This is a genomic window from Achromobacter xylosoxidans (genome assembly GCF_002192695.1).
Taxonomy (GTDB): domain Bacteria; phylum Pseudomonadota; class Gammaproteobacteria; order Burkholderiales; family Burkholderiaceae_B; genus Achromobacter; species Achromobacter xylosoxidans_C.
Window position 1 is genome coordinate 73,642 of the sequence record NZ_MTLG01000083.1, and the last position, 25,623, is coordinate 99,264.

The window sequence follows — 25,623 nt, forward strand, 5'->3', positions numbered from 1 at the left end:
GGCCCGCTTCAGACGTCCCGGGTGACCGGAACGCGCGGCGCCAGGGCGCACAGCAGCTCGTAGCCGATGGTGCCGGCGGCCTGGGCCACCTCGTCCACGGAGGGGCCTTCCTCGCCCCAGAGCGACACGGGCGAGCCGACGCCGGCGGCGGGGACGGGCCCCAGATCGACGATCAGCATGTCCATGGAAACCCGGCCCACCAATTGGGTGCGGATGCCGGCCACCACCACCGGCGTGCCGGTGGTGGCGTGGCGCGGATAGCCGTCGGCGTAACCGCAGGCGACGATGCCGATGCGCATGGAACGGTCGGCGCGGAAGATGGCGCCGTAGCCGACCGAATCGCCCGCCTTCAGGTCCTGCACGGCAATGATTTCCGAGCGCAGCGACATGGCCGGTTTCAAACCAAAGGAAGCGGCTTCGGCGTCCGCGAACGGCGAGGCGCCGTACAGGCAGATGCCCGGACGCACCCAGTGCGCCTGGTTTTCCGAGGCGACCGCGATCTCGGCAAAGCGCAGCGTGGCGGCGGAATTGCAGACGCTGATGGCGCCCGGCATCTTATGCGTCACCGAATTGAACACCGCCAGTTGCTCGTTTACGCCCTGGGGACCGTCGGCGCAGGCGAAGTGCGTCATCTTGCCCACCGAGCCCAGCACGCCCTGCTGTTGCAGCAGCATGGCGCGCTCATGCGCGGCGGCATAGGCCGCGGGGCTGAAGCCCAGGCGGTTCATGCCGCTGTTCAACTTGAGCATGATGTCGACGCGGCGCGAGAAGCGCGCACGGGCCAGCATGTCCAGCTGCTCCCGGTTGTGCACGGTGGTGCTCAGATGGTAGCGGTCGACGATGTCCAGGTCGGAGGGTTCGAAAAAGCCTTCCAGCAGCAGGATGGGGCCGCCCCAGCCCGCTTCGCGGCAGCGCACGGCTTCGTCCAGGTCCAGCATGGCCAGGCCTTGCGCCTTGGAGAAGCCGGCAACCGCCTGCTCGATGCCGTGCCCATAGGCATTGGCCTTGATCACCGCCCAGATCGAGGGCGGCAGACCGGACGCGACCTCCGCGGTCTGATCCAGGTGGCGGCGCACGGCCGCAAGGTTGTGCGCAAGCGCGGAAACGGAGACGGTGGCTGAGATTGGGCGCGGCATGGTGTGGGATCCTGTGGCGCTTAAGTCTAACTGATCCTCGCCCTGCGCGGCGCTGCGCCGTGTCACGGAAATGCGACTACTCTAAAATGGACAGGTCCTGGCTCCAAGGCCAGATCCGCAAGTCCACATATGCCCATCGATCACTACGAGAATTTTCCCGTCGCCTCGCTGCTGCTGCCGCGCAGGCTGCGTGGCGCCGTGACCGATATCTACCGGTTCGCCCGCGCGGCGGACGATATCGCCGACGAAGGCAGCGCCACCGACGCGGAACGGCTGAACCAGCTGGCCGCGTTCCGGGCCGAGCTGCACCGCATCGGCGCCGAACCGGGCGCCAAGCCCGAACCCGGCTCGCCCGAGCTGGCCGGCATCTTCGTGCCGCTCGCGGCCACCATCGCGCGCCACCAGTTGCCCATCACGCCGTTCTACGACTTGCTGTCCGCCTTCGAGCAGGACATCAGCGTCAAGCGCTACGAAGACTACGCCACGCTGGCGGACTACTGCACCCGCTCCGCCAATCCGGTGGGCCGGCTGATGCTGCACCTGTTCGAGGCCACCAATCCGCAAAATGTCAGCGAGGCCGACGCGATCTGCACCGGCTTGCAACTGGTGAACTTCTGGCAGGACGTGCGGGTGGACTGGCACAAGCAGCGCGTCTACCTGCCGCAGGAAGACCTGCGCCGCCACGGCGTGACGGACGAGGACCTGGCGGCCTGCCGCCTGACGCCCGCCTGGCGCGACCTGATGGCCTTCGAAGTCGAACGCGCCCGCGCACTGCTACACTTCGGCGCTCCGCTGGCGCGCCGCCTGCCGGGCCGCATGGGCCTGGAGCTGCGCCTGGTGGTGCAAGGCGGGCTGCGCGTGCTGGAGCGTATCGAGGCGGGCGGCTACGACGTATTCATGAATCGCCCCGAATTGGGCGCCAAAGATTGGGCCATCATGTTGTGGCGCGCAATTACCTGATATGACCCCTGACGAATACTGCCAGGAGAAAGCCGCCAAGAGCGGTTCCAGCTTCTACTACTCGTTCCTGTTCCTGCCGCCCGAGCGGCGGCGCGCCATCACGGCCCTGTACGCGTTCTGCCGCGAAGTGGACGACGTGGTGGACGAATGCACCGACCCGTCGCTGGCCCGCGTCAAGCTGGCCTGGTGGCGCACGCAGGTCGACCAGATGTACAACGGCAATCCGGACCACCCGGTGACGCGCGCCCTGCAGCCGCACCTGCAAAGCTGTTCGATCACGCGCGAGCGCCTGCTGGCCGTGATCGACGGCATGGAAATGGACCTGGACCAGACCCGCTACCTGGACTGGCCGGGCCTGCGCAAGTATTGCTGGCATGCCGCGGGCGTGGTGGGCGAACTGTCCGCCGGCGTCTTCGGCTATTCCGACCCCAAGACCCTGGTCTATGCGGAAAAGCTGGGCCTGGCGTTCCAGATGACCAACATCATCCGCGACGTGGGCGACGACGCCCGCCGCGGCCGCATCTACCTGCCCGTCAACGACATGCAGCAGTTCGAGGTCAAGGCCTCGGACATCCTGAACGGCGAATACTCCGACCGCTTCAGCGCGCTGATGAAGTTCCAGGCCGAACGCGCCCGCGAGCTGTACCGCGAGGCCATGAGCAACCTGCCCGAGGCCGACCGCCGCGCGCAGCGCCCGGGCCTGATGATGGCGGCCATCTATCACGCGCTGCTCGACGAGATCGAACGCGACAACTGGCAGGTGCTGCACCAGCGCATCTCGCTCACCCCCTTGCGCAAGCTGTGGCTCGCCTGGAAGACCTGGGTGGGCGGCGGACGCGGACTGGTCCGCCGGTTGGCACGGTGAAGGCGGCGGTCATCGGCGCCGGCTGGGCCGGCCTGGCCGCCAGCGTCGCCCTGCGCGAAGCCGGCGCCAAGGTCACCGTCTTTGAAGCCGGCCATACGCCGGGCGGCCGCGCCCGGCGCGTATTCCACACCGATTTCGACGCGCCGCTGGACAACGGCCAGCACCTGCTGTCGGGCGCCTACAAGCACACGCTGGCGCTGATGCGCCGCGTGGGCCGCAACCCGGATGCCTTGCTCATGCGCCGGCCCTTGCAGCTGGCCAGCCTGGACGGCCGCTTCCGCCTGGCCGCGCCGCGGCTGCCGGCGCCGCTGCACATGGCGGCGGCGATCCTGCGCGCGCGCGGCCTGTCCTGGAAGGACCGCCTCGCGACCCTGCGCCTGATGCGCGGCCTGAAGGCCATGTCGTGGACGCCGCCGCGCGAATGGACCGTGCTGCACCTGCTGCACTACCACGCGCAATCGGACACGCTGATCCGCCAGATCTGGGAGCCCCTGTGCCTGGCCGCGCTGAACACGCCCGCCGCCACGGCCAGCGCCGCGCTGTTTGCGCGCGTGCTGCGCGACAGCCTGACCGGCAGCCGCGAAAACAGCGACATGCTGCTGCCCTGCACCGACCTGTCCGCGCTCTGGCCCGACGCCGCGGCGCGCCAGGTGACCATGCGCTACGGCAGCACCGTGCGCCAGGTCCGCCCGTCGGCCGAGGGCATCGACATCAACCAGGAACGGTTCGACGCGGCCGTGCTGGCGGTGCCGCCCTCCTTTGCCGCGCGGCTGCTCGACGCCCCGCTGCGGGAAGCTGGCGCCACCGGACTGCTGGATGCGCTCAAGGCATTCGAGTACATGCCCATCGCCACGCTGAACCTGCGGCTGCAGGACCCCTGGCGCCTGCCCGAACCGATGATGATGCTGCGCGAGGAATCCGCCCGCGACCACTACGGCCAATGGCTGTTCGACCGTGCGCAGTTGGCCGGCGACACCAAGGCCGGCGAACTGGCCGTGGTGACCAGCGCGGCCACCGGCATCGCGGAACGCAATCGCCGGCAGGTCATCGAAGCGCTGATCGACCAGGTGGCCGAACAGGCGGCGCGCCATCCCGCGCGCCTGCCGGCCATGCCGGACGTGACGGCCGCGGAACTGTTCATCGAAAAGCGCGCCACCTTCGCGGCGGTGCCGGGCCTGACCCGTCCGCTGAACTCCACGCCCTGGCCCACGTTGGCGCTGGCCGGCGACTGGACCGACACGGGCTATCCAGGCGTGCTCGAAGGCGCGGTGCGCAGCGGCCTGCAGGCCGCCCGCGTGTTGAATCCGGCAGCGGCCTGAACGCCGCGGCCGGCCTTAGCGCAGCAGATTGGCGGTGGCCAGGCCGGCCACCGTCAGCAAGAGCGATCCGACCAGGCTGAAACTCGCATAGCCCAATGCGCTGGCGTAGGCGCCGCGCTCCAGCATCGCCACGGTCTCGGCCGAAAAGGTCGAGAACGTGGTCAAGCCCCCCATGAAGCCCGTGATCGCGCCCAGCCGCACCCAGGCCGGCCATTCGGGATGCCCGGCCACCAGTGCCAGCACCAATCCGACCAGATAGCCGCCGGCCAGGTTCACCGCGAAGGTTCCCCAAGGCCAGGACTCCACGTTCAACCACAGGCTGACCAGCCAGCGGACCCAGGCGCCGAACATGGCGCCCACGCCCACGGCCAGGAAATTCAGGGGAATCAGGGTTTGGTATGCGGACATCGGACGTCAGGACGCCTTGTGCTGTTTGAGCCGGAAGGAAAAGACCAGCAGCAGTATGCCGAAAAACACGGCGTAGGCGCCGATGACCCAGACCAGCGCCAGCGCGCCCGCGCCGGGCTGCATGATCAGCATGCCGCCGAACAGGATGGACACCAGGCCCGACAGGCCCAACAGCCATTCGTTGCGGATGTCCTTGCGGAAACGGATCGCGGCCACGACCTGGAACACGCCGGACACCAGCGCCCAGATCGCAATGATGTAGAGCAGGACCAGCGCGGTCAGGCCGGGATAGAGAAAGGTGACGATGCCGGCCGCGATGCCCAGCAAGCCCACGATGATGAGCGCCCACAAGGGCTTGCCCTGATCGCGGATGCGCACGCCGGCAACCAGGGCCAGCACGCCGTCCACCAGGGCGAACGCGCCCCACACCAGCACCAGGGCGGACAAGGTGATGGCGGGCATGAGCAAGGCCATGAGTCCGAACAGGATGGCCACGACGCCGCGCAAGGCCACCCAACCCCAATGACGACCGATCTGATCCACGACTTGCTGTTCAAGCATGACGACCTCCGGTGTTTGTAACGGGTGGCCTATCTTATCGCCGCTGGCCGGCAGGCGCCACGGCGCGCCCCATTCTGCCGCCGCATGCCGCCCGAAACAGATTGAAATTTCCTTGGGCGGACCACCGAGGCATTTATAAGAGTCATTCTCATTAAATGTTAGAATCCGCGGGCTTTCACCCTATACCCCATGGACAGTCAACCCACTCCCCGCCGCCGGGCCTATTGGCTCAAGACGCTGCACCAATGGCATTGGATCAGCTCGGCGCTGTGCCTGCTGGGCATGCTGTTGTTCGCGGTGACGGGCCTGACCCTGAACAATGCCTCGCACATCGAGGCCCGGGCGGTCGTGACCAGCCGCGAGGTCCGCATGCCGGACGCCGTGCTGCAGCAACTGTCCCCCCCGCCCGCGCAGAAAAAAGCGCCGCTGCCCGCGCCCGTGGCGCAATGGCTGGACCAGACGCTGGACGCCGCAGCCGCCGGCAAGCCGGCCGAGTGGTCGGCCGACGAGGTCTATCTGTCGCTGCCGCGCGCCGGCGGCGACGCCTGGCTGTCCATCGACCTGGCCAGCGGCGACGTGGAGTACGAACGCACCGACCGCGGCTGGATCTCGTACCTGAACGACCTGCACAAGGGCCGCAACACCGGCCTGGCCTGGAGCTGGTTCCTGGACATCTTCGCCGTCGCCTGTCTGGTCTTTTCGCTGACCGGACTGGTGCTGCTCAAGATGCACGCCGGCAACCGCAGCGCCACCTGGCCCATGGTCGGCCTGGGCGTGGTGATCCCGGTGGTGCTGGCCCTGCTTTTCATACATTGATTCCAACGATCCGCCCCTGGAGATTTCCATGCGCAAGCTGTTGCTGTCGGCCCTGCTGGCCGGCCTGATCGCCCGAACGGCCCAAGCGGCCGACATCGGCCTGTCCATCGAGATCCCGCGCCTGGACGTGGCGGAATACCACCGCCCCTACGTGGCGATCTGGATCGAGAACCCGGACCAGAGCGTGGCGGCCGACCTGGCCGTCTGGTATGACGTGGCCAAGAAGAACAACGAAGGCACGGAATGGCTCAAGGACATGCGCCAGTGGTGGCGCCGCAGCGGCCGCAACCAGCAATTCCCGGTGGATGGCGTCAGCGGCGCCACCAAGCCCGTGGGCAAGCACGCGCTGAGCTTTGACGCGGCCAGCAAACCCCTGTCGGGCCTCAAGCCCGGCCAGTACGCCGTGGTGGTCGAAGCCGCGCGCGAAGTCGGCGGCCGCGAGCTGCTGCGCATTCCCTTCCAATGGCCGCCGCAAAAGGCCGAGCAGTTGACGGCGCGCGGCGAACACGAACTGGGCGCCATCGCCCTCGACCTGAAACCCTGAGATCCTTCCTAGGAGCGCAACGATGAAATCCGCCGCCAAACTGGCCGCCGCCCTGGCGCTGTGCCTGCCCTTCGCCTCCCAGGCGCATGACGTCTGGATGGTGCCGTCCTCGACGGTGCTGTCGGGCACCGACAGCTGGGTCACCGTCGACGCCGCCGTCGGCAACGACAAGTTCTATTTCAACCACGCCCCGCTGCGCCTGGACGGCCTGGCCGTGACCGCGCCGGACGGCAGCGCCGCCGAAGCCGAAAACGTCAATAAGGGCAAGCTGCGCAGCACCTTCGACCTGCAACTGAAGCAGGCCGGCACCTACCGCGTGGCCGTGGTCAACGACGGCGTGTTCGCGCGCTGGAAGGAAGACGGCAAGAACAAGCGCTACTTCGGCAAGCCCGAAGGCCTGGCGCAGGCCGTGCCGGCCAAGGCCGACGAGCTGGAAGTCTCGCAAAGCCTGGGCCGCGTCGAAACCTTCGTGACCGCGGGCAAGCCTTCGGCCGTCAAGCCGGTCGGTCGCGGCCTGGAACTGGCGCCCGTGACCCACCCGAACGACCTGTTCACGGACGAGCCCGCCACCTTCCAGATGCTGCTGGACGGCAAGCCCGCCGCCGACCTGGAAGTCAACGTGGTGCCCGGCGGCAGCCGCTATCGCGACAAGGTCGGCGAAATCCAGCTGAAAACGGACAAGGACGGCAAGTTCTCCGTGAAATGGCCGCAGCCCGGCCTGTACTGGATCGAAGCCGGCATGGAAGACGCCAAGGTCAGCGTGCCGCAGGCCAAGAAACGCCGCCTGTCCTACGCCGGCACGGTCGAAGTGCTGCAGCCCTAAACCGTCGCGGGCGCATGGCCAGCTCTCCTTCCTACTCCCAGCGCGGCGCGCCCGCCGCGGCCGTGCGCGTCGCCTATGGCGCCATGCCGGCAATGCCGGCGGCGCCCGCGGCGCTGGCCGGCGCCACCATGGGCACCACCTGGTCGGCGCGCATGGCGCTGCCGGCCGGGCGCACGGAAGCCGCGGCGCGCCATGCCATCCAGGCCGCGCTGGACGAGGTGGTCGCGCAGATGAGCACTTGGGAGGCGGATTCCGACATCACGCGCTACAACCAGGCCGCGGCCGGCTGGCAGGAATTGCCAGCGGGGTTCTTCCATGTGCTGAGCCACGCGCTGGCGCTGGCCGAGGACTGCGGCGGCGCTTACGATCCCACGGTCGGGCCGCTGGTGAATGCATGGGGGTTCGGGCCGCATCAGCGCGCGTTTGAACCGCCCTCTCCCGCCGCCGTCGCGGCCGCGCGCGCCCGCTGCGGTTGGCGCCGCGTGCAGCTCGATGCCGGACGCCGCGCCGCGCTGCAGCCGGGCGGCGCCTATCTGGATCTTTCCTCCATCGCCAAGGGTTACGGCGTGGACCGCGCCGCGATGGCGCTCGATGCCCTGGGCATCAACCAATACCTGGTCGAAGTGGGCGGCGAATTGCGCGCGCGCGGCAAACGGCCCGACGGCCAGCCCTGGCGCGTCGCGATCGAAGTGCCGGACGCCAGCGACGACCATGCGCTGGCCCTGCCGCTATCCGACCGCAGCATCGCCACCTCGGGCGATTACCGCCGCCACGCGGGCAGCGGCGACGAGCGCTACGCCCACACCATCGATCCGCGCACTGGTCTGCCGGTGCGCAACAATCTGGCCTCGGTCACCGTGCTGCATCCCGGATGCATGCAGGCCGACGCGCTCGCCACCGCCCTGACCGTGCTGGGCGAAGACGAGGGCCTGGCCTATGCGCGCCGCCACGATCTGGCGGCCTTGTTCATCCTGCGCGAGCGCGACGCCTGGCGCGTCGTCGCCACGCCCGAATTCCAGGCGCTGGCCGCCATCGCCTGACGATATGCCAGCAACCCGGTTGATCGCGGCGGCATGCGTGGTGGGAGCCTGGCTGCTTCTGTGCGTCTGGGCCCGGCGCCGCGCCAAGCGCCATGAAGCGCAACAGGCGCTGGCTCTGCAAGCCCTGCAGGCGCCCGTCCCCGAAGACACCTTGCTGGTCGCCTACGCCACGCAGACCGGCTATGCCGAATCGCTGGCGGCGCAGACCGCCGAATCCCTGCGCGCGGGCGGCCTCGCCGTGCGCGTGGCGGCGCTGGAACAGCTGGACGCCAAGCGTCTGGCAGCGTATCGCCGCATGCTGTTCGTGGTCAGCACCTATGGCGAAGGCGATCCGCCCGACGCCGCCGCGGCCTTCGCCGAACAGATGCAGCAGGCGGTCCCGGCGCTGGCCGGCGCGCACTACGCGGTGCTGGCGCTGGGCGACAGCGAGTACGCCCAGTTCTGCGGCTTCGGCCATCGCCTGGACGCCTGGCTGCACGCGCAGGGCGCGACGCCGCTGTTCGACCTGGTGGAGGTCGACAACGGCGACCCCGCCGCCCTGCGGCATTGGCAGCACCACCTGGGCCTGTTGGCCGGACGCAGCGACCTGCCCGACTGGCAGGCGCCGGTGTACGAATCCTGGCGCCTGGCCGCGCGCGAGCACCTCAATCCGCATAGCCAGGGCGGCCCCTGCTACCTGCTGACGTTGACGCCGCCCGCCGATGGCGAGCGCGGCTGGCAGGCGGGCGACATCGCCGAGATCGGCCCGCGGCGCGAAGCCGGCGGCCCCTTGCTCGCGCATCGCGAGTACTCGATTGCCTCGCTGCCCGAAGATGGTTCGATTCAACTGCTGGTGCGCCAAATGCGCGGCGCCGACGGCGCGCTGGGCCTGGGCAGCGGCTGGCTGACCCATATCGCCCAACCGGGCGACACCATAGACCTGCGCGTGCGCGTGAACCGAAACTTCCACGCGCCGGCCGACGGCCGCCCGCTGCTGCTGGTGGGCAACGGCACCGGCCTGGCTGGCCTGCGCGCGCTGATCAAGGCGCGCCGCGCCGCAGGCCAGCGGCGCAACTGGCTGGTCTTCGGCGAACGCAACGCCGCGCACGACTGGTTCTGCCGGGAAGAGATCGACGCCTGGCGCAATGACGGCACGCTGGAACGCGTGGATGCGGTGTTTTCGCGCGACCAGGCCGAGCGCCGCTACGTGCAGCACCATCTGCGCGATGAGGCCCAGGCCCTGCGCGCCTGGGCCGATGCGGGCGCCGCGATCTACGTCTGCGGCAGCCTGCAAGGCATGGCCGGCGGCGTGGACGCCGCGCTGCAGGACATCCTGGGCGCCGCGCGCCTGCAGGCCATGCAGCGCGACGGCCGCTACCGCCGCGACGTGTACTGAGCTGTGTTTACTGCAGCTTGATGTCGGCCTTGTCGATCACGGTCTTCCAGCGGTCGCGCTCGGCGCGGATCTGCTGGCCGAACTCGGCCGGGGTATTGCCCAACGGGAACGCGCCCGTCTCTTCCATCTTGGCCGCGGTCGCCGGATCGCGCACGGCGCGGGCGAAGGCATCGGCCAGCTTGTCACGCACGTCGTCAGGCATGCCGGCAGGTCCCACCACGCCGTACCAGGCCGTCACGTCGTAGTCCTTGTAGCCCTGCTCGGCGAACGTCGGCACGTCAGGCAGGCGCGGGTTGCGCTGGGCGCCGGTGATGGCCAGGGCGCGCAGGTGATTGCTCTTCAGGTAGGGCAGCGACGACGGGAAATTGTCGAAGATCACCGGCACCACGCCGCCCACCGTGTCGGTCAGCGCGGGCGCCGAACCGCGATAGGAAATGCTGTTCATCTTGCCGCCGATGATCTGCAGGAACCAGATCATGCCCAGGTCGTTCACGCCGCCCGCGCCGGCATTGGCATAGCCGTCCTTGTTGGGATTGGCGCGCACGTGCTCGACGAACTCGGCCAGCGTCTTGGCCGGAAACTGCGGATTCACGCTGAGGATGTTGGGGCTGGTGACCAGGTTGCTGACGGGCGTGAAATCCTTGACCGGATCGTAGGTCAGCTTGGGGAACAGGTGCGGCGCGGTGCCGTGCGTGCTGACGGTGGCCAAGCCCACGGTGTAGCCGTCCGGCTTGGCGCGCGCGGTGGCGGTCATGCCTATGGTGCCGGACGCGCCCGTGCGGTTTTCCACGACGATCTGCTGGCCCAGGATCTCGCCCGCCTTGGCGGCCGCCAGCCGGCCCACGATATCGGTCGGGCCGCCCGCCGGGAACGGCACGATCAGCGTGATGGGATGGTCGGGAAAGGCCGCGTGGGCGGCGGGCAGCATGACGGCCAGCGCCAGGGCTACGCAAGTCTTGCGCATCATGGGTATGTCTCCTCTACGGATGGTTGGAATTCTTATGCGGCGGCGCCGGCGGCGGCCTGCGCCATGGCCTCGCGGCGCAGGATCTTGCCAGGCCGCGCCATCCCGGCTGCGGCCGGGTAGACCTGCTGGCCGTTGACCAGCACGTGCTCCACGCCCGCGGAGGCCAGCGTCGGCGCTTCCCAGGTGGCGCGGTCCTCGACCGTGTCGGCGTCGAATATGACGATGTCGGCCCAGGCGCCCTCGCTCAACTGGCCGCGCCCGGCCAGGCCGAACACGCGGGCTGGCAGGGAGGTCATTTTGGCGACGGCGGTCTCCAGCGTCATCAGCTCGGCCTCGCGCACGTAGCGGCCCAGCACGCGCGTGAAGCTGCCCCACAGCCGCGGATGCGGATGCGCATCGTTGGGCAGGCCGTCCGAGCCCACCATGCAGCATTCGTGCTGGAAGATGCGCTGCACTTCGGCCTCGTCCATGGCGAAGTAGATGGCGCCCGCCGGGCACAGGCGCCGCGCCGCGGTGGTCTTGTCGCAGCCCCAGCGCGCCGCGATGTCGCTGAGGAACTGGCCGCCGCATTCGGGATGCGGCGTGGACCAGGTGATGCGTATGTCTTCGATGGTTTCGGCGCGCTCCGGAATCAGGATGGTGGAGCTGCCGGGGTACGGGTAGATGTCCAGCGCCACCTCGACGCCCTCGCCGCGTGCGCGGTCGATGTTCGCCAGCGTGGCGCGGCTCTTGCCCCAGTTCTGCGGCATCATGCATTTGTGGTGCGACAGCACAGTGGCGCAACCCGTGTTGCGGCCCACCGAGAGCACCTCGTCGACGGCCGCCTCGACCTCGTCGCCCTCGTTGCGGATATGGCTGGTGTGCATGGCGCCGCGCGCCGCGGCCACCCGCGCCAGGCCTTCCAGTTCAGCGGGGCGGGCCGCGCCGCCGGGCTGGTAGGCCAGGCCGGTGCTGAAGCCCACCGCGCCTGCCGCCAGGGCCGCGTCCAGCATGCGCTGCATGTTTTCCTGTTCTTCGGCCGTGGGCTGCGCCGCGGGGTCGCGCATGGCGGCCAGGCGCAGGTTGGCGTGCCCCACCAGCGCCGCCACGTTGATCATGGGTTGCTGCGCGCGCAGCTCGCCGAAGTAGGCCTGCATGTCGGCGAACAGGGGCGTCTCCCCCAGCAGCGCCAGCGCCGCGGCGGTGTTGCCCGGCAATGGCGCCGGCGCGCCGCTGACGCCGCAATTGCCCACCACCACCGAGGTGATGCCTTGAGTGGTCTTCCATTCCAGGCCCGGCCGCTCCACGAACATCAGGTCGTCGTGGCCGTGCACGTCGATGAAGCCGGGGGCCACGATCTTGCCGCGCGCGTCCACCCGGCGCGTGGCAGCCCTGCCCGACAGGTCGCCGATGGCGGCGATGCGCTCGCCCGCCACGCCCACGTCGGCGCGCCGCCGGGGGCCGCCCAGGCCGTCGATGACCCAGCCGCCTTCGATGATCAGATCCAGAGGTTCCTGCCGCATGGTGCTCCCGCCTTGGTGGCTTTATCGGCGGATGCGCTGGGCCAGCGGACGCCGAAAGGGTCTAGTATCGTCCGCGCGATCAATCTGGGAAAATTGTTTTTATTGATCCATCCATCATCATTTGAAATGAATCGTCTGCCCAAGCACGTCACCTTGAAGCACCTGACCGCCTTTGTCGCGGTGGCCCAGGAATCCAGCTTCACGCACGCGGCCAAGCGCCTGTTCCAGACGCAGTCGTCGGTGACCAGCCTGGTGCGGCAGCTGGAGGACGCGCTCGCCACGCAGCTGTTCGCGCGCACCAGCCGGCGCGTCCTGCTGACCGCGGCGGGCGAGGAATTCCTGCCGCGCGTGATGCGGCTGCTGGCGGATTTCGATGGCGTGATAGACGACGTGCAGCGCTACGGCGCGCTGGAGCGCAGGCGAGTCGGGGTGGCGGCGGCGCCATCGGCCATCACGCAGATCATCGCGCCCGCCGCCGCAGCCTTTTCCGCGCGCTACCCGGCCGTGCGCCTGTATCTCAGCGACGACAACTCCGGCCGCATCCAGCGCAAGGTCGCCGCGCGCGAAGTGGACTTCGGCCTGACCAGCCGCTGGGCCGACGCGCCCGGCCTGCAGTTCGACGCCCTGCTGGAAGACCGTTTCGGCGTGCTGTACCGGGAGGACGACGCCGGCCTGCGCCCCGCGCGCGACGGAACGATGCGCTGGTCGGACCTGGCCGGCCGCAAGCTGGTGGGGGTGGTGGACGAAACCGGCATCATGGCGCTCTTGCGCGCCCGCGCCGACTTGCCGATAGAAGCCGGCGCACCGTTCTACGAAGCGTCCAGCACCACCTCGCAAGCGGCGCTGGTCAAGGCCGGCCTGGGCGTGGCGCTATTGCCGGCGCTGGCCGCGCAGCGGGTAATGGAGCCGGGACTGGCCTACGCACTGCTGGCGCGGCCCACGGTCGTGCGCACGGTCTGCATCATCCGGCACAAGGAATACCCCTTGAGTCCCGCTGCGCAGGCGCTGATCCGCGCCATCCACGACTACTTGCGCAGCGCGCCCCTGCCGGCCGGCTGCAAGCGCATGCCGGCCAAAAGCTTGAAAGCCTGAAAGACAAGCTCGGCGCGATCAAGCTCCGCGCAGCTTCTCGTCCAGCGCCGCCAGCCCCGCCGCGAACACGTTGCGGCCCACGGCGTCGGCCACGTCGCTCAACTCCGCGCCCTCGACGCGGAAATCCGCCCACCATTCGACCAGCGTCTGGCCGCCTTCGGTGACGGCATGCAGCGATACGCCGGCGACGTAATCGCGCATGGGCAGGCTGGTCTCGATGATGGAATAGCGCAGCGCCGTGCCCGGGTCGTCCAGCATCAGCAACTGCTCGCGGACGAAACCGGAAGGCTTGAGCGACAGGTGCCGCACGCTGCCCACGGCGTCATGGCGGCCGCCCTCTTCCAGGCGGCTTTCGGCGATGCCGGGATGCCAGGCGGCCAGGCCGTTGAAATCGCGGAAACTGGCCCAGACCTGCTGAAGCGGCGCGTGGATGATGGCGCTGACGTGTACGGTATGCGGCATGCGGACTCCTGCGGGCGCGCGGCCCAGGGATAGTGGAAACTGCGGAAACGACAGTATCAGAACGTCAGGCTCTTGAATTCGCGCGTTGCCGCGGTCAGCGCCTGTTCGGTGGGCAACCGCTCCATGGAGCTGGCGCCGTAGAAGCCATGGCAATGCTTGCACGCGCGCAGCACGTGGGCCGCGTCCTCGGGCGTGGCGATGGGGCCGCCATGGCACAGCACGATGATATCCGGCCGCACTGCCATCGCGGCCGCGGCGATGCGGTCGATGGCCGCCACGCAGCCGTCCAGCGTCTGCGCGGTTTCGGCGCCGATCGAGCCGCCGGTCGTCAGGCCCATGTGGGCCACGATGATGTCGGCGCCGGCCTTCGTCATGGCCACCGCGTCGTCCTCGTTGAACACGTAGGGCGTGGTCAGCATGCCCTTCTTGTGCGCCAGGCGGATCATGTCCACTTCCAGCGCGTAGCCCATGCCGGTCTCTTCCAGGTTGGCGCGGAAGGTGCCGTCGATCAGGCCCACGGTGGGGAAGTTCTGCACGCCGGCAAAGCCCTGGCGCTTGAGGTCGTCCAGGAACACGTCGAAGTCGCAGAACGGGTCGGTGCCGTTGACGCCGGCCAGCACGGGAGTCTTCTTCACCACCGGCAGGACTTCGCGCCCCATGTCCACCACGATCTCGTTGGCGTTGCCATAGGCCAGCAGGCCGGCCAGCGAGCCACGGCCCGCCATGCGGTAGCGGCCCGAGTTGTAGATCACGATCAGGTCGATGCCGCCCGCTTCCTCGCACTTGGCCGACAGGCCGGTGCCCGCGCCGCCTCCGACGATGGGCGTGCGCGCGCGCACCATGGCGCGATACTTGTCCAGGAGTTCGTTGCGGTCAAAGCGCGGCATGGCGGCGGTCCTCAGTGTGTGGCGATTTCAAGAAATTGGTCGACCGCGGTCTGGGCGAACAGCGGGTCATTGATGTGGCAAGGCACGCGCACCAGGCGGCGGTCGGCCGTCTGTACGAGGTTCTTCTCCAGCGCGGCGAACAGGGCCGCGTCGGCCTCCGGATCCCAGAACGCCTGGCCCGGCGCGTCCAGCGCGGACACGCCGCCTTCCGGGACCAGGAAGCGCACCGGCCCCTGGCATAGATTCAGCCTGGCGGCGATCCACTCGCCCTGGCGGGCGTTTTCTTCCACGGTGGTGCGCATCAGCGTCACCTGCGGATTGTGCGGATAGAACTTGCGGCCGCGGTAGCGTTCCGGAACGGTGTCCATGGCGCCGAAGTTCACCATGTCCAGCGCGCCGCAGGAACCCACGTAAGGCAGGCCGGTGCGGGCCACGGCGCCGAAGCGGTCCTCGGTGCAGGCCAGCACGCCGCCGAACAGGAAGTCGCAGACTTCGGTGGTGGTCAGGTCCAGCACGCCGCCCAGCAGATGGCTGTCGAGCAGCTTTTCCATCGATTGCCCGCCAGTGCCCGTGGCATGGAATACCAGGCAGTCGTAGCGCGACTCCAGCAACGGCGTCACCTGCTGCACGCAGGCGGTGGTGACGCCGAACATGGTGATGCCCACGGCGGGCCGGCCGTCGTCGGCGGCCGCGCTGGCGGCCTGCTTGAAGGCGCCCCCGATCGCGCCGGCGGCGTTGGCCAGCACCCGGCGCGAAATGCGGTTCAGGCCCGCCACGTCGGTCACGGAATACATCATGGCGATGTCCGAGGGCCCGACATAGGGTGCGACATTGCCCGAGGCCATGGTCGACACCATCAGCTTGGGCGTGCCGATGGGCAGCGCGCGCATGGCGGGCGTGATCAGGGCGGTGCCGCCCGAGCCGCCCAGGCCCAGCAGCGCGCCGATCCTGGCGTTGCCGGCCGCATAGCGTTCGAACGCCAGCGCCATGGCCGCGATGGCCGTGCCCCGGTCGCCGGTGAAAACGGCGCCAGCGCCCTCCGGATGGCTGGCGGCCACTTCACTGGCCTGTACCTGTGCCGCGCTGGCGGCGCCGGAGGTGGACACGTCCACCGAGACCGGATCCAGTCCGTCCCGGCGCAGCAGGTCCATCACGTATTCGGCTTCCTGGCCCTTGGTGTCGTAGGTGGCGGCCACGTAGACCCGCCGGTTCGCATGCGTCATGACTCCTCCGCGGGCGGCTACACTCGGTGCGCGCCTCGATATGTGAGGCCGCGAGGCCTGTAGAATCTAGAAATGAGACGAAAGAATCATACTGAGACACCTGTCTCACGTCAAACTCCCGCCCCCTCCTCGGCCGGCACGGCGCGGCTGATCGCGCCCGCCAGTCCGCAAGCCGCCGCCAGCGGCGAACCCCCGCACGGGCCGCGCGCGCGCATGCGCAAGATCCTGCTGGACGCGGCGCAGCGGCTGATGGCACAGGGCATCACGCCGTCGGTGGCCGAGCTGGCCGAACACGCGCAGGTCTCGCGCGCCACCGCCTACCGCTACTTTCCCAGCCAGAGCGCGCTGATCGCCGCCGTGGTGGACGAAAGCCTCGGGCCCATCCTGGCCTGGGACTCGGCCGCGCCCGACGCCGCCGACCGCGTCGACCAACTGCTGCGCTTCGCCTACCCCCGGTTGGCAGAGCACGAAGCGCCGTTGCGCGCCGCCATCATGGTGTCGCTGCAGCAGCACGCCGAGGCCAGCGCCGGCCGCGCCGGCGCGGAGCCCCGGCTGGTGCGCGGCCATCGCGTCGATATCCTCAGGCGCGCCATCGCGCCGCTGGCGCCCGAGCTGACGCCGGCGCAGCAGGACCGCGTGGCCCAGGCCCTGTCGCTGGTCTATGGCACCGAGGTGTTCCTGGTGTTGAAGGACATCTGGAAGCTGGACCTGCCCGAACTCACCGACGTGGCGCGCTGGACCGCCCAGGCCATCATCGCGCAGGCGCGGGCCGAGGCCGCAGCCGGAAAGAAGCCGCCAGGAAAGCGCGCCCGGGAATAGCCGCGCCGGTTATTGGCCCGACTTGCGGTGGCTGCGGAACAGCAGATGCGTGGCGGCTAGGTGGAAGCGCATGGCGATCTGGGCGCATTCCGCGTCGCGCGCGCGCAGCGCCGCGATGATCTGGCGATGATGCTCCACGCTGCGCAGCATGTCGTCCTTGGTGTAGAAGTAGAACGAGCCGATGATGATGGGCATGTCCAGCAGGCTTTCCACCATGGACCGCACCCGGGCGGATTGCGCCGCGTCGAGCAGCGCGTGGTGGAACTGGTTGTTGAAGTGCTGCACCTGCGCGACGCTGTCGGGCGCATCGGCGTTGATGGCATCGAGCATGCACTGATTGATGCGCTCGAGTTCCTGTATCTGCTCCGGGCTGGCCCGTTCGGCGGCAGCCTTGGCGGAGTACGGCTCCAGCAGCATGCGCAGTTCGAACGCTTCGTCGATGTCGCGGTCCTGCCAGCCCAGCACCACGGCTCCACGCCGGCCTTCGTGCTTGACCAGGCCGTCCGTCACCAGGCGTTCGATCGCGCTGCGCACCGGCGTGCGGCTGACGGAGAGTTCGGCCGCGATGTGTTCTTCGCGCAGCCGTTCGCCGGGCATGAAAGAGCCTGCCATCAGGCGGCGGCGCAACTCTGCATAAACGTAATCGCGGGCGCTCGACATAGTGGCGCATGACTCCAGTTCCGGGTTCCCGAACTATACCGGAAGCCTATCCCGGCAATCGCGCCTGGCCGCGTCAGCGCTGGCGTTGCGCGAGCCGCTCCAGGAACCTGGGCCAGACCTCCGGATTCAGCAGCCGGGACGGACGGCGTCCGGCCAGCATTTCGATGATCTGGCGGGCGGATCCGTCCGCAACCTTGCGCCGGCCTTCGTGCGTGACGCCTCCAGTGTGATAGGTCGCCACCACATCTGAACGCAGCAGCAGGCCATGTCCGGGCAAGGGAGGCTCCTGGCTCCAGACATCCAGCCCCGCTCCCGCCAACCGCCCGTCCTGCAAGGCGGCAAGCAGCGCCTGCTCGTCATGGATGCCGCCGCGCGCAGTCGAAATGAACAGCGCGCCGGGACGCATCCTGGCGTACGCCTCGATCCCGATCATGCCCCGCGTGTCGTCATTCAGTGGACAGTGCAGGCTCACCACGTCGGCCTGCTCGAACAGCTGCGCGAGGCTCACGGGCTCGGCGCCGCGCGCCCGGATTTCGTCGGAAGGCAGCAGCGGGTCGCAGGCCACGACCCGCATGCCGAAGCCAGCGGCAATGCGCGCCACCCGGCGGCCGATTTCACCGATGCCCACGATGCCCAACGCGCGCCCTTCGATCTCGCGCCCCATCAGGGCCTCGCGCGAGGCGGCGGACCCCGCCTGCAGCGCGGCCTGGGATTCACGCAGGCGCTTGACCAGCGACAGCAGCAAGGCGAACGTCATTTCCGCCACTGACGCGGCATTGGCGCCGGCCTGGTTCACCACCGCCACGCCGGCCCGCGTGCAGGCCGCCACATCGACGGTGTCGTAGCCCGCGCCGCCCGAGGAAACGCAAAGCAACTCCGGGCACCGCGCCAGCAGGCTTTCCGTAACCTGCCAGCGCGCGGGGACTTCGTCCTTGGCCGCGCTGACATGATAGGCATGCGCGCAGGCCAACCCCGCCGCCGTGACCGCATCGCCGTGCGCGGGCAGCGCTTCGAGGCTCAGGGCCGCCTCGCGTCCGATGCCCGCGTCGAACGCAGGGTCGATCCAGAGATCCAGCCGGACGACGCGCATCCTGTCCGGCAGCCGATGCGCCAGGCTCACGGCCGCGCCTCCGCGCAACCCAGCTGCTTGAGCCGGGCATCGACCCAGGACGTATCCAGCGAACCCGCCGCGATGTCCGCCAGCATCTTCGTTTCCAGTTCGTGCTTGGACTGGGCAGCCAGGTAGACCGCTTCCGTCTGCTCGAACGGAATCGACAGCAGGCCGTCCTCGTCGCCCAGGATCAGATCGCCCGGCGCAATCGTCATGCCGTTCAAGGCGATGACGCAGTTGATCTCGCCAGGCCCGTCCTTGTAGGGCCCCCGGTGGGTCACGCCAGCCGCATAGACGGGAAACGCGCCGCGGCGGATCGTGCCGCTATCGCGGATCGCGCCGTTGATCACGATGCCTGCGATGCCGCGCTTCTGCGCATAGCTGGTCATGATTTCGCCGATGATGGCGTTGGTCAGGTCGCCGCCCGCATCCACCACGATCACGTCGCCGGGCTGCGCCAGGTCAAGCGCCTTGTGCACCAGCAAATTGTCGCCGGGACGGGTGCGCACGGTCAGGGCCGGACCCGCAAGCGGGCTGCCGTCATGCATGGGCTGCAAGGGCGCGCCGCCGGCCGTCATCCGCGACATGCAGTCGCTGATGTTGGCGACCGGCACGCCTTTGAACTGGTCCACGGTTTGCGGGCTCACCGCGCGCTTGCGGGCATGGATCTCAAAGCCGATCATTTTTGCTCCTGTCGGGAATTGCAATGCGTTGCCATTACTGCTTGGGAATGCCGGCGTCCTGCACGACCTTGCCGAAAATCTCGTGGTCCGCCCGGTGCTGGCGCGCCAGATCCTCGGGCGTGCCCTTGAGCACGCTATAGCCGGCGTCTTCCAGCTTTTTCACCAGTTCGGGCTGGGACTGGACCTGCTGCAAGGCCTTGTTCAACGCGGCAACCACGTCGTCCGGCGTCTTGGCGGGAGCCATCAGGCCCCACCAGATCGATTGGTCTATCGTCTTGAATCCGCTTTCCGCGAACGTGGGCACGTCGGGCAAGGCCGGCGCGCGTTCCTTGGCAACCACGGCCAGCGCGCGGACCTTGCCGCCTCTGATCTGCGGCAGCAGCGAAGCCACCGAGCCCACATACATGTCGATGCGGCCGCTGGCCAGGTCCGGGAACGCCTGGCCCCAACCACGGTACGGCACGTGCATCAACTCGATGTTCGCCGCCTTGCGCCAGAGATAGCCGGTCAGGTCGCCGGTGCCGCCGATGCCGGGAATGCCCAGCGAAACCACGCCGGGGCGGGCCTGTGCCGCCTTGACCACGTCGCCGACCGTCTTGAAAGGGGATTCGGGCAGCACCACGAACACGCTCGGCGAGGTCGCCACGGGGCCCACAGGCTTGAAATCCTTGAACGTGTCGTAGCTGAGCTTGTTGTAGAGCCAGGGATTCAGCACGATGTTGTCGGTCTGGGCCATCACCAGCGTATGGCCGTCCGGACGCGCGCGGGCGGTGGCGTCCAGCGCCAGGTTGCCGCCGGCGCCCGGCTTGTTCTCCACCACCATGTTCCAACCCTGGTCCTGGCCGATCGCGCTGCCGATCATGCGGGTCAGCGTATCGGTGCCGCCTCCGGGCGGGAACGGGGAAATGAGCGTGATGGGCGCCGTGCCCATATCCGCCGCGTTCGCGGCGGCGCAGCCCAGCACGAGCGTGGCCGCCAGGAGTTTCTTCAGGACCTTCATTGTCTTCCTCACACAGTGGGTTCTTGTTGAATATGTCGCCGCGTTGCCGCGCGGCGCTCAGCGCTCGCGCGCCAGAGCCGTCAGCCAGGCCAGGCGCGCCTCGACCGAATCCGGCAGATTGAAATCACCACTCGCCCGCGCATCCTGGATGCCTCGGCTGGTGCGGCTGAAAAGCCGCTCGACACCGTCCAGAACCAGGGGCTCCAGTCCCGCCTCGATCAGTTGCTCGCGAGCCTCGCGGACTTCCGCCTGCCGGCGCTGCGCATGCAGCACGTGGGACCGGACGAACGAATCCATGAAGGCTGTAAGCGGCGTCTGGTCGATGTCCGCCAGCACCTCGTAAAGCGAGGTTCTCAATCCCATGGACTCGGCCGCCACCAGGCATTCCACGGCCAGGCTTTCCATGCCCTTGGTCATGATGCTGCGCAGCAGCTTCAGGCGCACGGCATCGCCCGCCGCGCCTTGTATGGCGCGCGCCGGCGCCCCGCCGCTCTCTGCCAGCCGCAGCACCGCCTCCGTGCCGGTCCCGGCGCAGAGCAAGGGCGTGCGTTCCGCCAGCAGGGCAATGGCGCCCATGATCGCGACGTCGGTGAAGTCGATGTTCCGTTCCGCTGCGGCCGCCGAGGCGGCCTGCATATCGGGCGCGCTGGCTGTCGTGAAGTCGGCATAGACGGCGTCCGGGCGCATGTGCGGGAAGCTCTGCCGCGCCATCTCCAGCGCCGCATGGCCATACACCGCCGACACGACGATGTCCGCCTCGCCCAGCCATGCCCCGGGCTCGGCGTGCAAGCCGGCGCCATGACGCCGGGCGCGTCCCGCCATTTCTTCGTCCTGCCGCAACTCGCAGATCCCGACCAGCGCATGCCCGGCGTCGCGCCATGCCTGCGCATAGCAGGAACCGACCTCGCCGCAGCCCATCAAAGCAATTTTCATTTCTATAAATACAATAAAAAAACAATGATGCTTTATAGAATGAAAATTCTGGCGATTTTATTCGTATAAACCCTAGGTTTTTTCTATTTTTAGTACATTAAAAAAACATCTCTTGATCCAGACGGCGTCACCAGAAGCCTGGGAACCGGACGCGCGCAGGCGCCGCGACTTGCGGCACGTACGCCGGCTTGGCGCAGGTGGCCGCAATGGTCCGCAGTCGTTCAGAGTTGGGGGATGGCGCGATGCGCGCGACTGCGCCGCAGGCAGCCACGGCTGTGCGTTGCTGGACGCCTCAGGCGCGCGGAACCATGCCGGCGGAGATGGCCCGCGCGGTGCGGCACAGCGGCTCCAGGCACTGCTCCACCATCTGCTCGGTCGAGCGCACGCCCTGGATCCACACGATGTTGACGCAGCCGTAGAGCCGCCCCGGCGCGGCCATGATAGGCAGGGCGATGGCCTCCAGCCTGTCGTTCTGGTCCTTGCGGGTCTTGTCGTAGTCGCCGCCGAAACGCTGCTCGCGCAGGCCATAGCCCTGGCGGCGGGTCTGCTCCAGCATTTTTTCCACGGCGGCGCAATCGTGCGCCAGCGCGTCGCCCTCGCGGCGGCTGCGGCGCAGCGCGGCCAGGATCGAATCGCGCTCGTGGTCGGCGCAGAACGCCAGATAGGCGCGCCCCACCGCGGAGCGCAGCATGTTGATCTGGAAGCCGATGTTGTCGCGGCGGATAGTGAAGTACGACTGGCTGCGGTTGGTTTCACGCACGATCATGGCGTTGCCGCGGCGCACCGTCAGGTCCGACGGCCATAGCACCTCCGCCTGCAGGCGGTCCAGTTCGGGCGCCGCGCACTGGCCCAGCAAATCCAGCACGCGCGCGCGCCGGCTGGGCTCGTTGAGCGAGCTGGCCGGACAGAAATAGTCGTCGGCGATCCGCCGCCAGATCAGCCCGCGCAATTGCAGCGTCGCCAGGATGCGCAGCAGCGTGGCCTTGGCATAGCCGGTGCGCGCGTGCAGCTCATGCAGGCTCGCGCCCTGCGTGGCGCGCACCTCGTCCAGCACGATCAGGCCGCGCTCCAGCGCGTCTATCGTCTTCACCTTCGGCGTCCAACGGCTCATTGCGCCCCCTATTTCCGCGTGCCTGGAAATTTCACTCAGTGAAACTCTAGCAAAACCTGCTTGAGCCGCCCAGCCCCTGCGAAATATCGTGGCGTCTAACGCAAGCCGTGGTGGCTGGCGGAACGGGAAGAGAGGCGGGAATGAGCGGACAGGCTGTACGCAATGTGCTCTGGATCATGTGCGACCAACTACGCTGGGACTACCTGTCCTGCTATGGACACCCGCGCCTGCACACCCCCAATATCGACCGCCTGGCCGCCGAAGGCGTGCGCTTCGACAACGCTTTCGTGCAGGGCCCGGTCTGCGGGCCGTCGCGCATGTCCTATTACACCGGCCGCTATGTCACCAGCCACGGCGCGGTGTGGAACTTCGTGCCCATGCCCGTCAGCGAAATGACGCTGGGCGACTACCTGCGTCCCCTGGGCGTGCGCGTCGCGGTAGCGGGCAAGACGCATGTGGAGGCCGACAAGGCCGGCATGCGGCGCCTGGGCGTGGACCCCGCGAGCGCCTGCGGCCTGCTCGCGGCGCAAGGCGGATTCGAGCCCTACGACCGCGACGACGGCATCTGGCCGCCAGGCTTCAGCGACGAGTCGCACCGCTACACGCAATACCTGCGCCAGCAAGGCTACGACGGCGCCAATCCCTGGCACGACCATGCCAACTCGGCGCTGGGCGCCAACGGCGAGATCCTGTCCGGCTGGAACATGCGCCATGCCGGCCTGCCGGCGCGCGTCGCGGAAACGGACTCCGAAACGCCCTACATGACGCGGCGCGCAATCGACTTCATGGAGCAAAGCGGCGAGCGGCCCTGGGTGCTGCACCTGTCCTACATCAAGCCGCACTGGCCCTACGTCGCGCCCGCGCCCTACCACGCCATGTACTCGCCCGACGACATGCAGCCCGCCAAGCGCGCGGCGCGCGAACTCGAAAATGCGCACCCCGTGCTGCAAGGCTTTCGGCAGGCGGAGGTCAGCAGGAATTTCTCCTGCGACCAGGTGCGCGAAACCGTGATTCCCACCTACATGGGCCTGATCAAGCAGGTGGATGACCAGTTGGGCGTGCTGTTCGACTATCTGCGGCGCAGCGGCCGCGACCAGGACACCATGGTCATCTTCTGCAGCGACCATGGCGACTACCTGGGCGATCACTACCTGGGCGAAAAGGAGCTGTTCCACGACTGCGTGGCCAAGGTGCCGCTGATCGTGCGCCTGCCCGGCGCCGGCGCGCGCCGCGGCTCGGTGGAATCACGGCTGGTGGAAGCCATAGACCTGGTGCCCACCATCCTGGACGCCATGGGCGCGGAGATTCCCGACCATATCCTCGAAGGCTGTTCCCTGCTGCCGCTGCTGCGCGGCGAACAGCCCGCCGGCTGGCGCCGCGCCGTGTTCTCGGAAAACAACTACGCGTTCCGCGACTTCGTGCGCGAACCGCTGGGCCGTCCCGCCGACGGCTGCCACACCATCATGGTGCGCGACCACGAATGGAAGTACGTCCATTTCGAAGGCCTGCGCCCGCAGCTGTTCGACTTGCGCGCCGACCCCGACGAGTACGACGACCTGGGCGCGGACCCTGCGCACGCGCCGGTCCGGGAACGCTACCAGGCCATGCTGTTCGACTGGCTGCGCAACCGCAAGATCCATCCCACCGTCAGCCACGCCGCCATGACGGGATGGACACGCAAGGAGGATTCCGCCGGCATCCATATCGGCAGGTGGTAGCGCAGCGCGCCCAGACCCGCGCGCCTGAAAAATAAACGTCAGGAGACAGCATGAAACCGCAAGTACTTGCGCTGGCAGCCTGTATCGCCGCCAGCACGGCGTCGCACGCCCAGCCAAAAGACGAATGGCCCACGCGCGCCATCCGCATCGTGGTCGCCTTTCCCGCCGGATCACCCGGCGACACGGCGGCGCGCATCGTGGCCGACGCAGTGGGACAGTCGCTCAAGCAACCGGTCATCATCGAGAACCGGCCCGGCGCGGGCGGCAACATCGGCGCCGAAGCGGTGGTCCGTTCGCCGGCCGACGGCTACACCTTTCTCGAAGCGCCCGACACCGTCGTCACCATCAATCCCGCCATCTACCGCAAGCTGAATTTCAAGGCCGAGGACCTGACGCCCGTGGTCGCGCTGGCGAATTTCAACCAGATGCTGGTGTGCTCGGCCGCTTCGGGCCTGCAAACGCTGGCGCAGCTGGACGCGCGGGCCAGGAAGACGCCCGGCGCCCTCAGCTATGCCTCCGGCGGCCAGGGCGTGCCCGGCCACCTGGCGATGGAGCTTTATCTGTCCGACGCCGGCCTGGACATCCTGCACGTTCCCTACAAGGGGCCCTCGCCCGCCACGCAGGACGTGCTGGCCGGGCAGGTGCCCTGCGGCTATCTGGCCTCTCCGGTGGTCGCGCCCTACGTCGCGGCCGGCAAGCTCCACGGCTTGGCGGTGTCGGGCAGCGCGCGCTCGGTCCAGGCGCCGGACGTGCCGACCATGCAGCAGGCGGGCGTGGCCGGCTACGACGCCACCTTCCGCGAAATGCTGTTCGCGCCCAAGGGCACGCCGGCCGGCATCGTGCAACGCATGAATGAGGAAGTGGCGCGCGCCCTGGCGCTGCCGGAGGTGAAGCGGAAGCTGCAAGGCAATGACCTGGATCCGCAGCCCGAATCGCCCGATGCCACCGCGCTGCGCTTGCGCGAGGACGCCGCCAAATGGACCGCCGTCATCCTCAAGATCAATCTCAAGGTGGACTGACACGCCCGCCCCCCCATCGTCCGCGCCACTTCGCCGCGCGGGCGGTTCCATCTGACACAGGAGGCTCCATGAACACCGCAACACCGACCACCGTCTTCGGCTCGCTGACGGATTACCGCAAGGGCTCGATCGAGATCACGCAAGGCTCGCCGCGCCACTACGTCTTTTCCAACATCTTCGAGGTAGCCGCGAACTCGGCGCCCTACGAAAAGGTGGTCGTCGGCAAGAACCTGGAATACGTCATCGAAACCCTGCGCGCCGAAGGCGTGTCGCCCTGGTACGCCTGCAGCCACGACGAGTTCGCCATCCTGATGGACGGCCAGGCCCAGGTCGAGTTCCTGGCGCTGGCCCAGCCTCCCGCAGCCGCGGACGGCACGGTGCTGGCGGGCGCCGCCCCCGCCGGCAAGCCCATGGGCCGCGTGCTGCTCGGCCGCGGGCACCAATGCCTGCTACCCGCCGGCTGCGCCTACCGCTTTACGGCGCCGTATCCGGGCGTGCTGCTGGTCCAGACCCGCGCCGGCGAATTGTCCGTCGAGAAGTGGGCGGACATCTGCCTGCAGTAAGCCGCTACCCCCATTTCCCTTTCAGG

Annotated in this window: 27 protein-coding genes; 13 read left to right on the top strand and 14 right to left on the bottom strand. The window is 68.5% G+C overall.

All coding sequences use genetic code 11. The features are described from left to right. Nucleotides 1–8 precede the first annotated feature (8 nt). Complete coding sequence (alr, locus tag BRO63_RS19595) at nucleotides 9–1,136, bottom strand: alanine racemase (protein WP_088141401.1); 1,128 nt, start codon at nucleotides 1,134–1,136, stop codon at nucleotides 9–11. Nucleotides 1,137–1,265: 129 nt separating this feature from the next. Here alr and hpnC point away from each other — a divergent pair, with 129 nt between their 5' ends. From hpnC to hpnE, 3 genes are read left to right on the top strand one after another with little or no spacing between them, the layout of a single operon-like run. Next, entirely contained in the window at nucleotides 1,266–2,096 is an 831-nt protein-coding gene (gene hpnC / locus BRO63_RS19600) for a squalene synthase HpnC (protein ID WP_088141402.1), read from the top strand. 1 nt (nucleotide 2,097) lies between these two features. Next, a complete protein-coding gene (gene hpnD, locus BRO63_RS19605) occupies nucleotides 2,098–2,961 on the top strand; it encodes a presqualene diphosphate synthase HpnD (RefSeq protein WP_088141403.1) in 864 nt (287 codons plus the stop codon). Then, entirely contained in the window at nucleotides 2,958–4,280 is a 1,323-nt protein-coding gene (gene hpnE, locus BRO63_RS19610; protein WP_088141404.1) for a hydroxysqualene dehydroxylase HpnE, read from the top strand. The genes hpnD and hpnE overlap by 4 nt, the downstream gene beginning before the upstream one ends. 15 nt (nucleotides 4,281–4,295) lie before the next feature. Here hpnE and crcB read toward each other — a convergent pair whose 3' ends face one another. Together crcB and BRO63_RS19620 are read right to left on the bottom strand one after the other, a co-directional pair. After that, complete coding sequence (gene crcB, locus BRO63_RS19615) at nucleotides 4,296–4,688, bottom strand: fluoride efflux transporter CrcB (protein WP_088141405.1); 393 nt, start codon at nucleotides 4,686–4,688, stop codon at nucleotides 4,296–4,298. Between the two features lie 6 nt (nucleotides 4,689–4,694). Further along, a complete protein-coding gene (locus tag BRO63_RS19620) occupies nucleotides 4,695–5,249 on the bottom strand; it encodes an HdeD family acid-resistance protein (RefSeq protein WP_088141406.1) in 555 nt (184 codons plus the stop codon). A 189-nt stretch (nucleotides 5,250–5,438) separates the two neighbouring features. On the opposite strand from BRO63_RS19620, the gene BRO63_RS19625 reads away from it, so the two are divergent. From BRO63_RS19625 to BRO63_RS19645, 5 genes are read left to right on the top strand one after another with little or no spacing between them, the layout of a single operon-like run. Then, entirely contained in the window at nucleotides 5,439–6,065 is a 627-nt protein-coding gene (locus tag BRO63_RS19625; protein WP_088141407.1) for a PepSY-associated TM helix domain-containing protein, read from the top strand. A gap of 28 nt (nucleotides 6,066–6,093) precedes the next feature. Next, nucleotides 6,094–6,609, top strand: a complete 516-nt coding sequence (locus BRO63_RS19630; RefSeq protein ID WP_088141408.1) for a DUF2271 domain-containing protein — start codon at nucleotides 6,094–6,096, stop codon at nucleotides 6,607–6,609. Between the two features lie 22 nt (nucleotides 6,610–6,631). Next, a complete protein-coding gene (locus tag BRO63_RS19635) occupies nucleotides 6,632–7,432 on the top strand; it encodes a DUF4198 domain-containing protein (protein ID WP_088141409.1) in 801 nt (266 codons plus the stop codon). Nucleotides 7,433–7,446: 14 nt separating this feature from the next. Next, nucleotides 7,447–8,472 (top strand): FAD:protein FMN transferase, encoded by a 1,026-nt coding sequence (locus tag BRO63_RS19640; protein ID WP_088141410.1) that lies wholly within the window; start codon nucleotides 7,447–7,449, stop codon nucleotides 8,470–8,472. Nucleotides 8,473–8,476: 4 nt separating this feature from the next. Then, the gene (locus BRO63_RS19645) at nucleotides 8,477–9,847 is read left to right on the top strand and encodes a sulfite reductase subunit alpha (protein WP_088141411.1); all 1,371 of its coding nucleotides are present in this window, start codon (nucleotides 8,477–8,479) and stop codon (nucleotides 9,845–9,847) included. Nucleotides 9,848–9,854: 7 nt separating this feature from the next. On the opposite strand, the gene BRO63_RS19650 is transcribed toward BRO63_RS19645, so the two are convergent. Beyond that, entirely contained in the window at nucleotides 9,855–10,814 is a 960-nt protein-coding gene (locus tag BRO63_RS19650; protein WP_179215155.1) for a tripartite tricarboxylate transporter substrate binding protein BugE, read from the bottom strand. 32 nt (nucleotides 10,815–10,846) lie between these two features. Beyond that, on the bottom strand, nucleotides 10,847–12,316 hold the full coding sequence (locus BRO63_RS19655; protein WP_088141412.1) for an N-acyl-D-amino-acid deacylase family protein: 1,470 nt from the start codon (nucleotides 12,314–12,316) through the stop codon (nucleotides 10,847–10,849). A gap of 126 nt (nucleotides 12,317–12,442) precedes the next feature. On the opposite strand from BRO63_RS19655, the gene BRO63_RS19660 reads away from it, so the two are divergent. Beyond that, the gene (locus BRO63_RS19660) at nucleotides 12,443–13,408 is read left to right on the top strand and encodes a LysR family transcriptional regulator (protein WP_088141413.1); all 966 of its coding nucleotides are present in this window, start codon (nucleotides 12,443–12,445) and stop codon (nucleotides 13,406–13,408) included. 18 nt (nucleotides 13,409–13,426) lie between these two features. On the opposite strand, the gene BRO63_RS19665 is transcribed toward BRO63_RS19660, so the two are convergent. The 3 genes from BRO63_RS19665 to BRO63_RS19675 are packed head-to-tail and all read right to left on the bottom strand — an operon-like array spanning nucleotide 13,427 to nucleotide 15,980. Further along, nucleotides 13,427–13,870: an SRPBCC family protein gene (locus tag BRO63_RS19665; RefSeq protein WP_088141414.1), complete on the bottom strand. Its 444-nt coding sequence runs from the start codon at nucleotides 13,868–13,870 to the stop codon at nucleotides 13,427–13,429. Between the two features lie 56 nt (nucleotides 13,871–13,926). Further along, nucleotides 13,927–14,757: a phosphoenolpyruvate hydrolase family protein gene (locus BRO63_RS19670; protein WP_088141415.1), complete on the bottom strand. Its 831-nt coding sequence runs from the start codon at nucleotides 14,755–14,757 to the stop codon at nucleotides 13,927–13,929. A gap of 11 nt (nucleotides 14,758–14,768) precedes the next feature. Beyond that, a complete protein-coding gene (locus tag BRO63_RS19675) occupies nucleotides 14,769–15,980 on the bottom strand; it encodes a Tm-1-like ATP-binding domain-containing protein (protein ID WP_088141416.1) in 1,212 nt (403 codons plus the stop codon). 147 nt (nucleotides 15,981–16,127) lie between these two features. Between BRO63_RS19675 and BRO63_RS19680 the strand changes: the two genes are divergently transcribed. Beyond that, the gene (locus BRO63_RS19680; protein ID WP_088141489.1) at nucleotides 16,128–16,799 is read left to right on the top strand and encodes a TetR/AcrR family transcriptional regulator; all 672 of its coding nucleotides are present in this window, start codon (nucleotides 16,128–16,130) and stop codon (nucleotides 16,797–16,799) included. Nucleotides 16,800–16,808: 9 nt separating this feature from the next. Here BRO63_RS19680 and BRO63_RS19685 read toward each other — a convergent pair whose 3' ends face one another. The 6 genes from BRO63_RS19685 to BRO63_RS19710 form a co-directional block, all read right to left on the bottom strand. Next, nucleotides 16,809–17,459 (bottom strand): GntR family transcriptional regulator, encoded by a 651-nt coding sequence (locus tag BRO63_RS19685; RefSeq protein WP_088141417.1) that lies wholly within the window; start codon nucleotides 17,457–17,459, stop codon nucleotides 16,809–16,811. Nucleotides 17,460–17,532: 73 nt separating this feature from the next. Further along, complete coding sequence (locus BRO63_RS19690; protein WP_256943358.1) at nucleotides 17,533–18,579, bottom strand: hydroxyacid dehydrogenase; 1,047 nt, start codon at nucleotides 18,577–18,579, stop codon at nucleotides 17,533–17,535. Beyond that, entirely contained in the window at nucleotides 18,576–19,253 is a 678-nt protein-coding gene (locus tag BRO63_RS19695) for an RraA family protein (protein WP_088141418.1), read from the bottom strand. Before BRO63_RS19695 ends, BRO63_RS19690 begins: the two co-directional genes overlap by 4 nt. Nucleotides 19,254–19,287: 34 nt before the next feature. Further along, nucleotides 19,288–20,253 carry a Bug family tripartite tricarboxylate transporter substrate binding protein gene (locus tag BRO63_RS19700; protein WP_059379934.1) on the bottom strand — a complete coding sequence of 322 codons (966 nt, stop codon included), beginning with the start codon at nucleotides 20,251–20,253 and terminating at the stop codon, nucleotides 19,288–19,290. 57 nt (nucleotides 20,254–20,310) lie between these two features. Then, nucleotides 20,311–21,186, bottom strand: coding sequence for an NAD(P)-dependent oxidoreductase (locus BRO63_RS19705; RefSeq protein WP_088141419.1), 876 nt, complete (start codon nucleotides 21,184–21,186; stop codon nucleotides 20,311–20,313). A 292-nt stretch (nucleotides 21,187–21,478) separates the two neighbouring features. Next, nucleotides 21,479–22,297: an IclR family transcriptional regulator domain-containing protein gene (locus tag BRO63_RS19710; RefSeq protein WP_088141420.1), complete on the bottom strand. Its 819-nt coding sequence runs from the start codon at nucleotides 22,295–22,297 to the stop codon at nucleotides 21,479–21,481. A 140-nt stretch (nucleotides 22,298–22,437) separates the two neighbouring features. On the opposite strand from BRO63_RS19710, the gene BRO63_RS19715 reads away from it, so the two are divergent. The 3 genes from BRO63_RS19715 (at nucleotide 22,438) to BRO63_RS19725 (ending at nucleotide 25,597) form a co-directional block, all read left to right on the top strand. Continuing rightward, nucleotides 22,438–24,015: an alkaline phosphatase family protein gene (locus tag BRO63_RS19715; RefSeq protein WP_088141421.1), complete on the top strand. Its 1,578-nt coding sequence runs from the start codon at nucleotides 22,438–22,440 to the stop codon at nucleotides 24,013–24,015. Nucleotides 24,016–24,065: 50 nt separating this feature from the next. Then, on the top strand, nucleotides 24,066–25,034 hold the full coding sequence (locus BRO63_RS19720) for a Bug family tripartite tricarboxylate transporter substrate binding protein (RefSeq protein WP_088141422.1): 969 nt from the start codon (nucleotides 24,066–24,068) through the stop codon (nucleotides 25,032–25,034). A 68-nt stretch (nucleotides 25,035–25,102) separates the two neighbouring features. After that, the gene (locus BRO63_RS19725; RefSeq protein WP_088141423.1) at nucleotides 25,103–25,597 is read left to right on the top strand and encodes a hydroxyquinol 1,2-dioxygenase; all 495 of its coding nucleotides are present in this window, start codon (nucleotides 25,103–25,105) and stop codon (nucleotides 25,595–25,597) included. Nucleotides 25,598–25,623 lie beyond the last annotated feature (26 nt).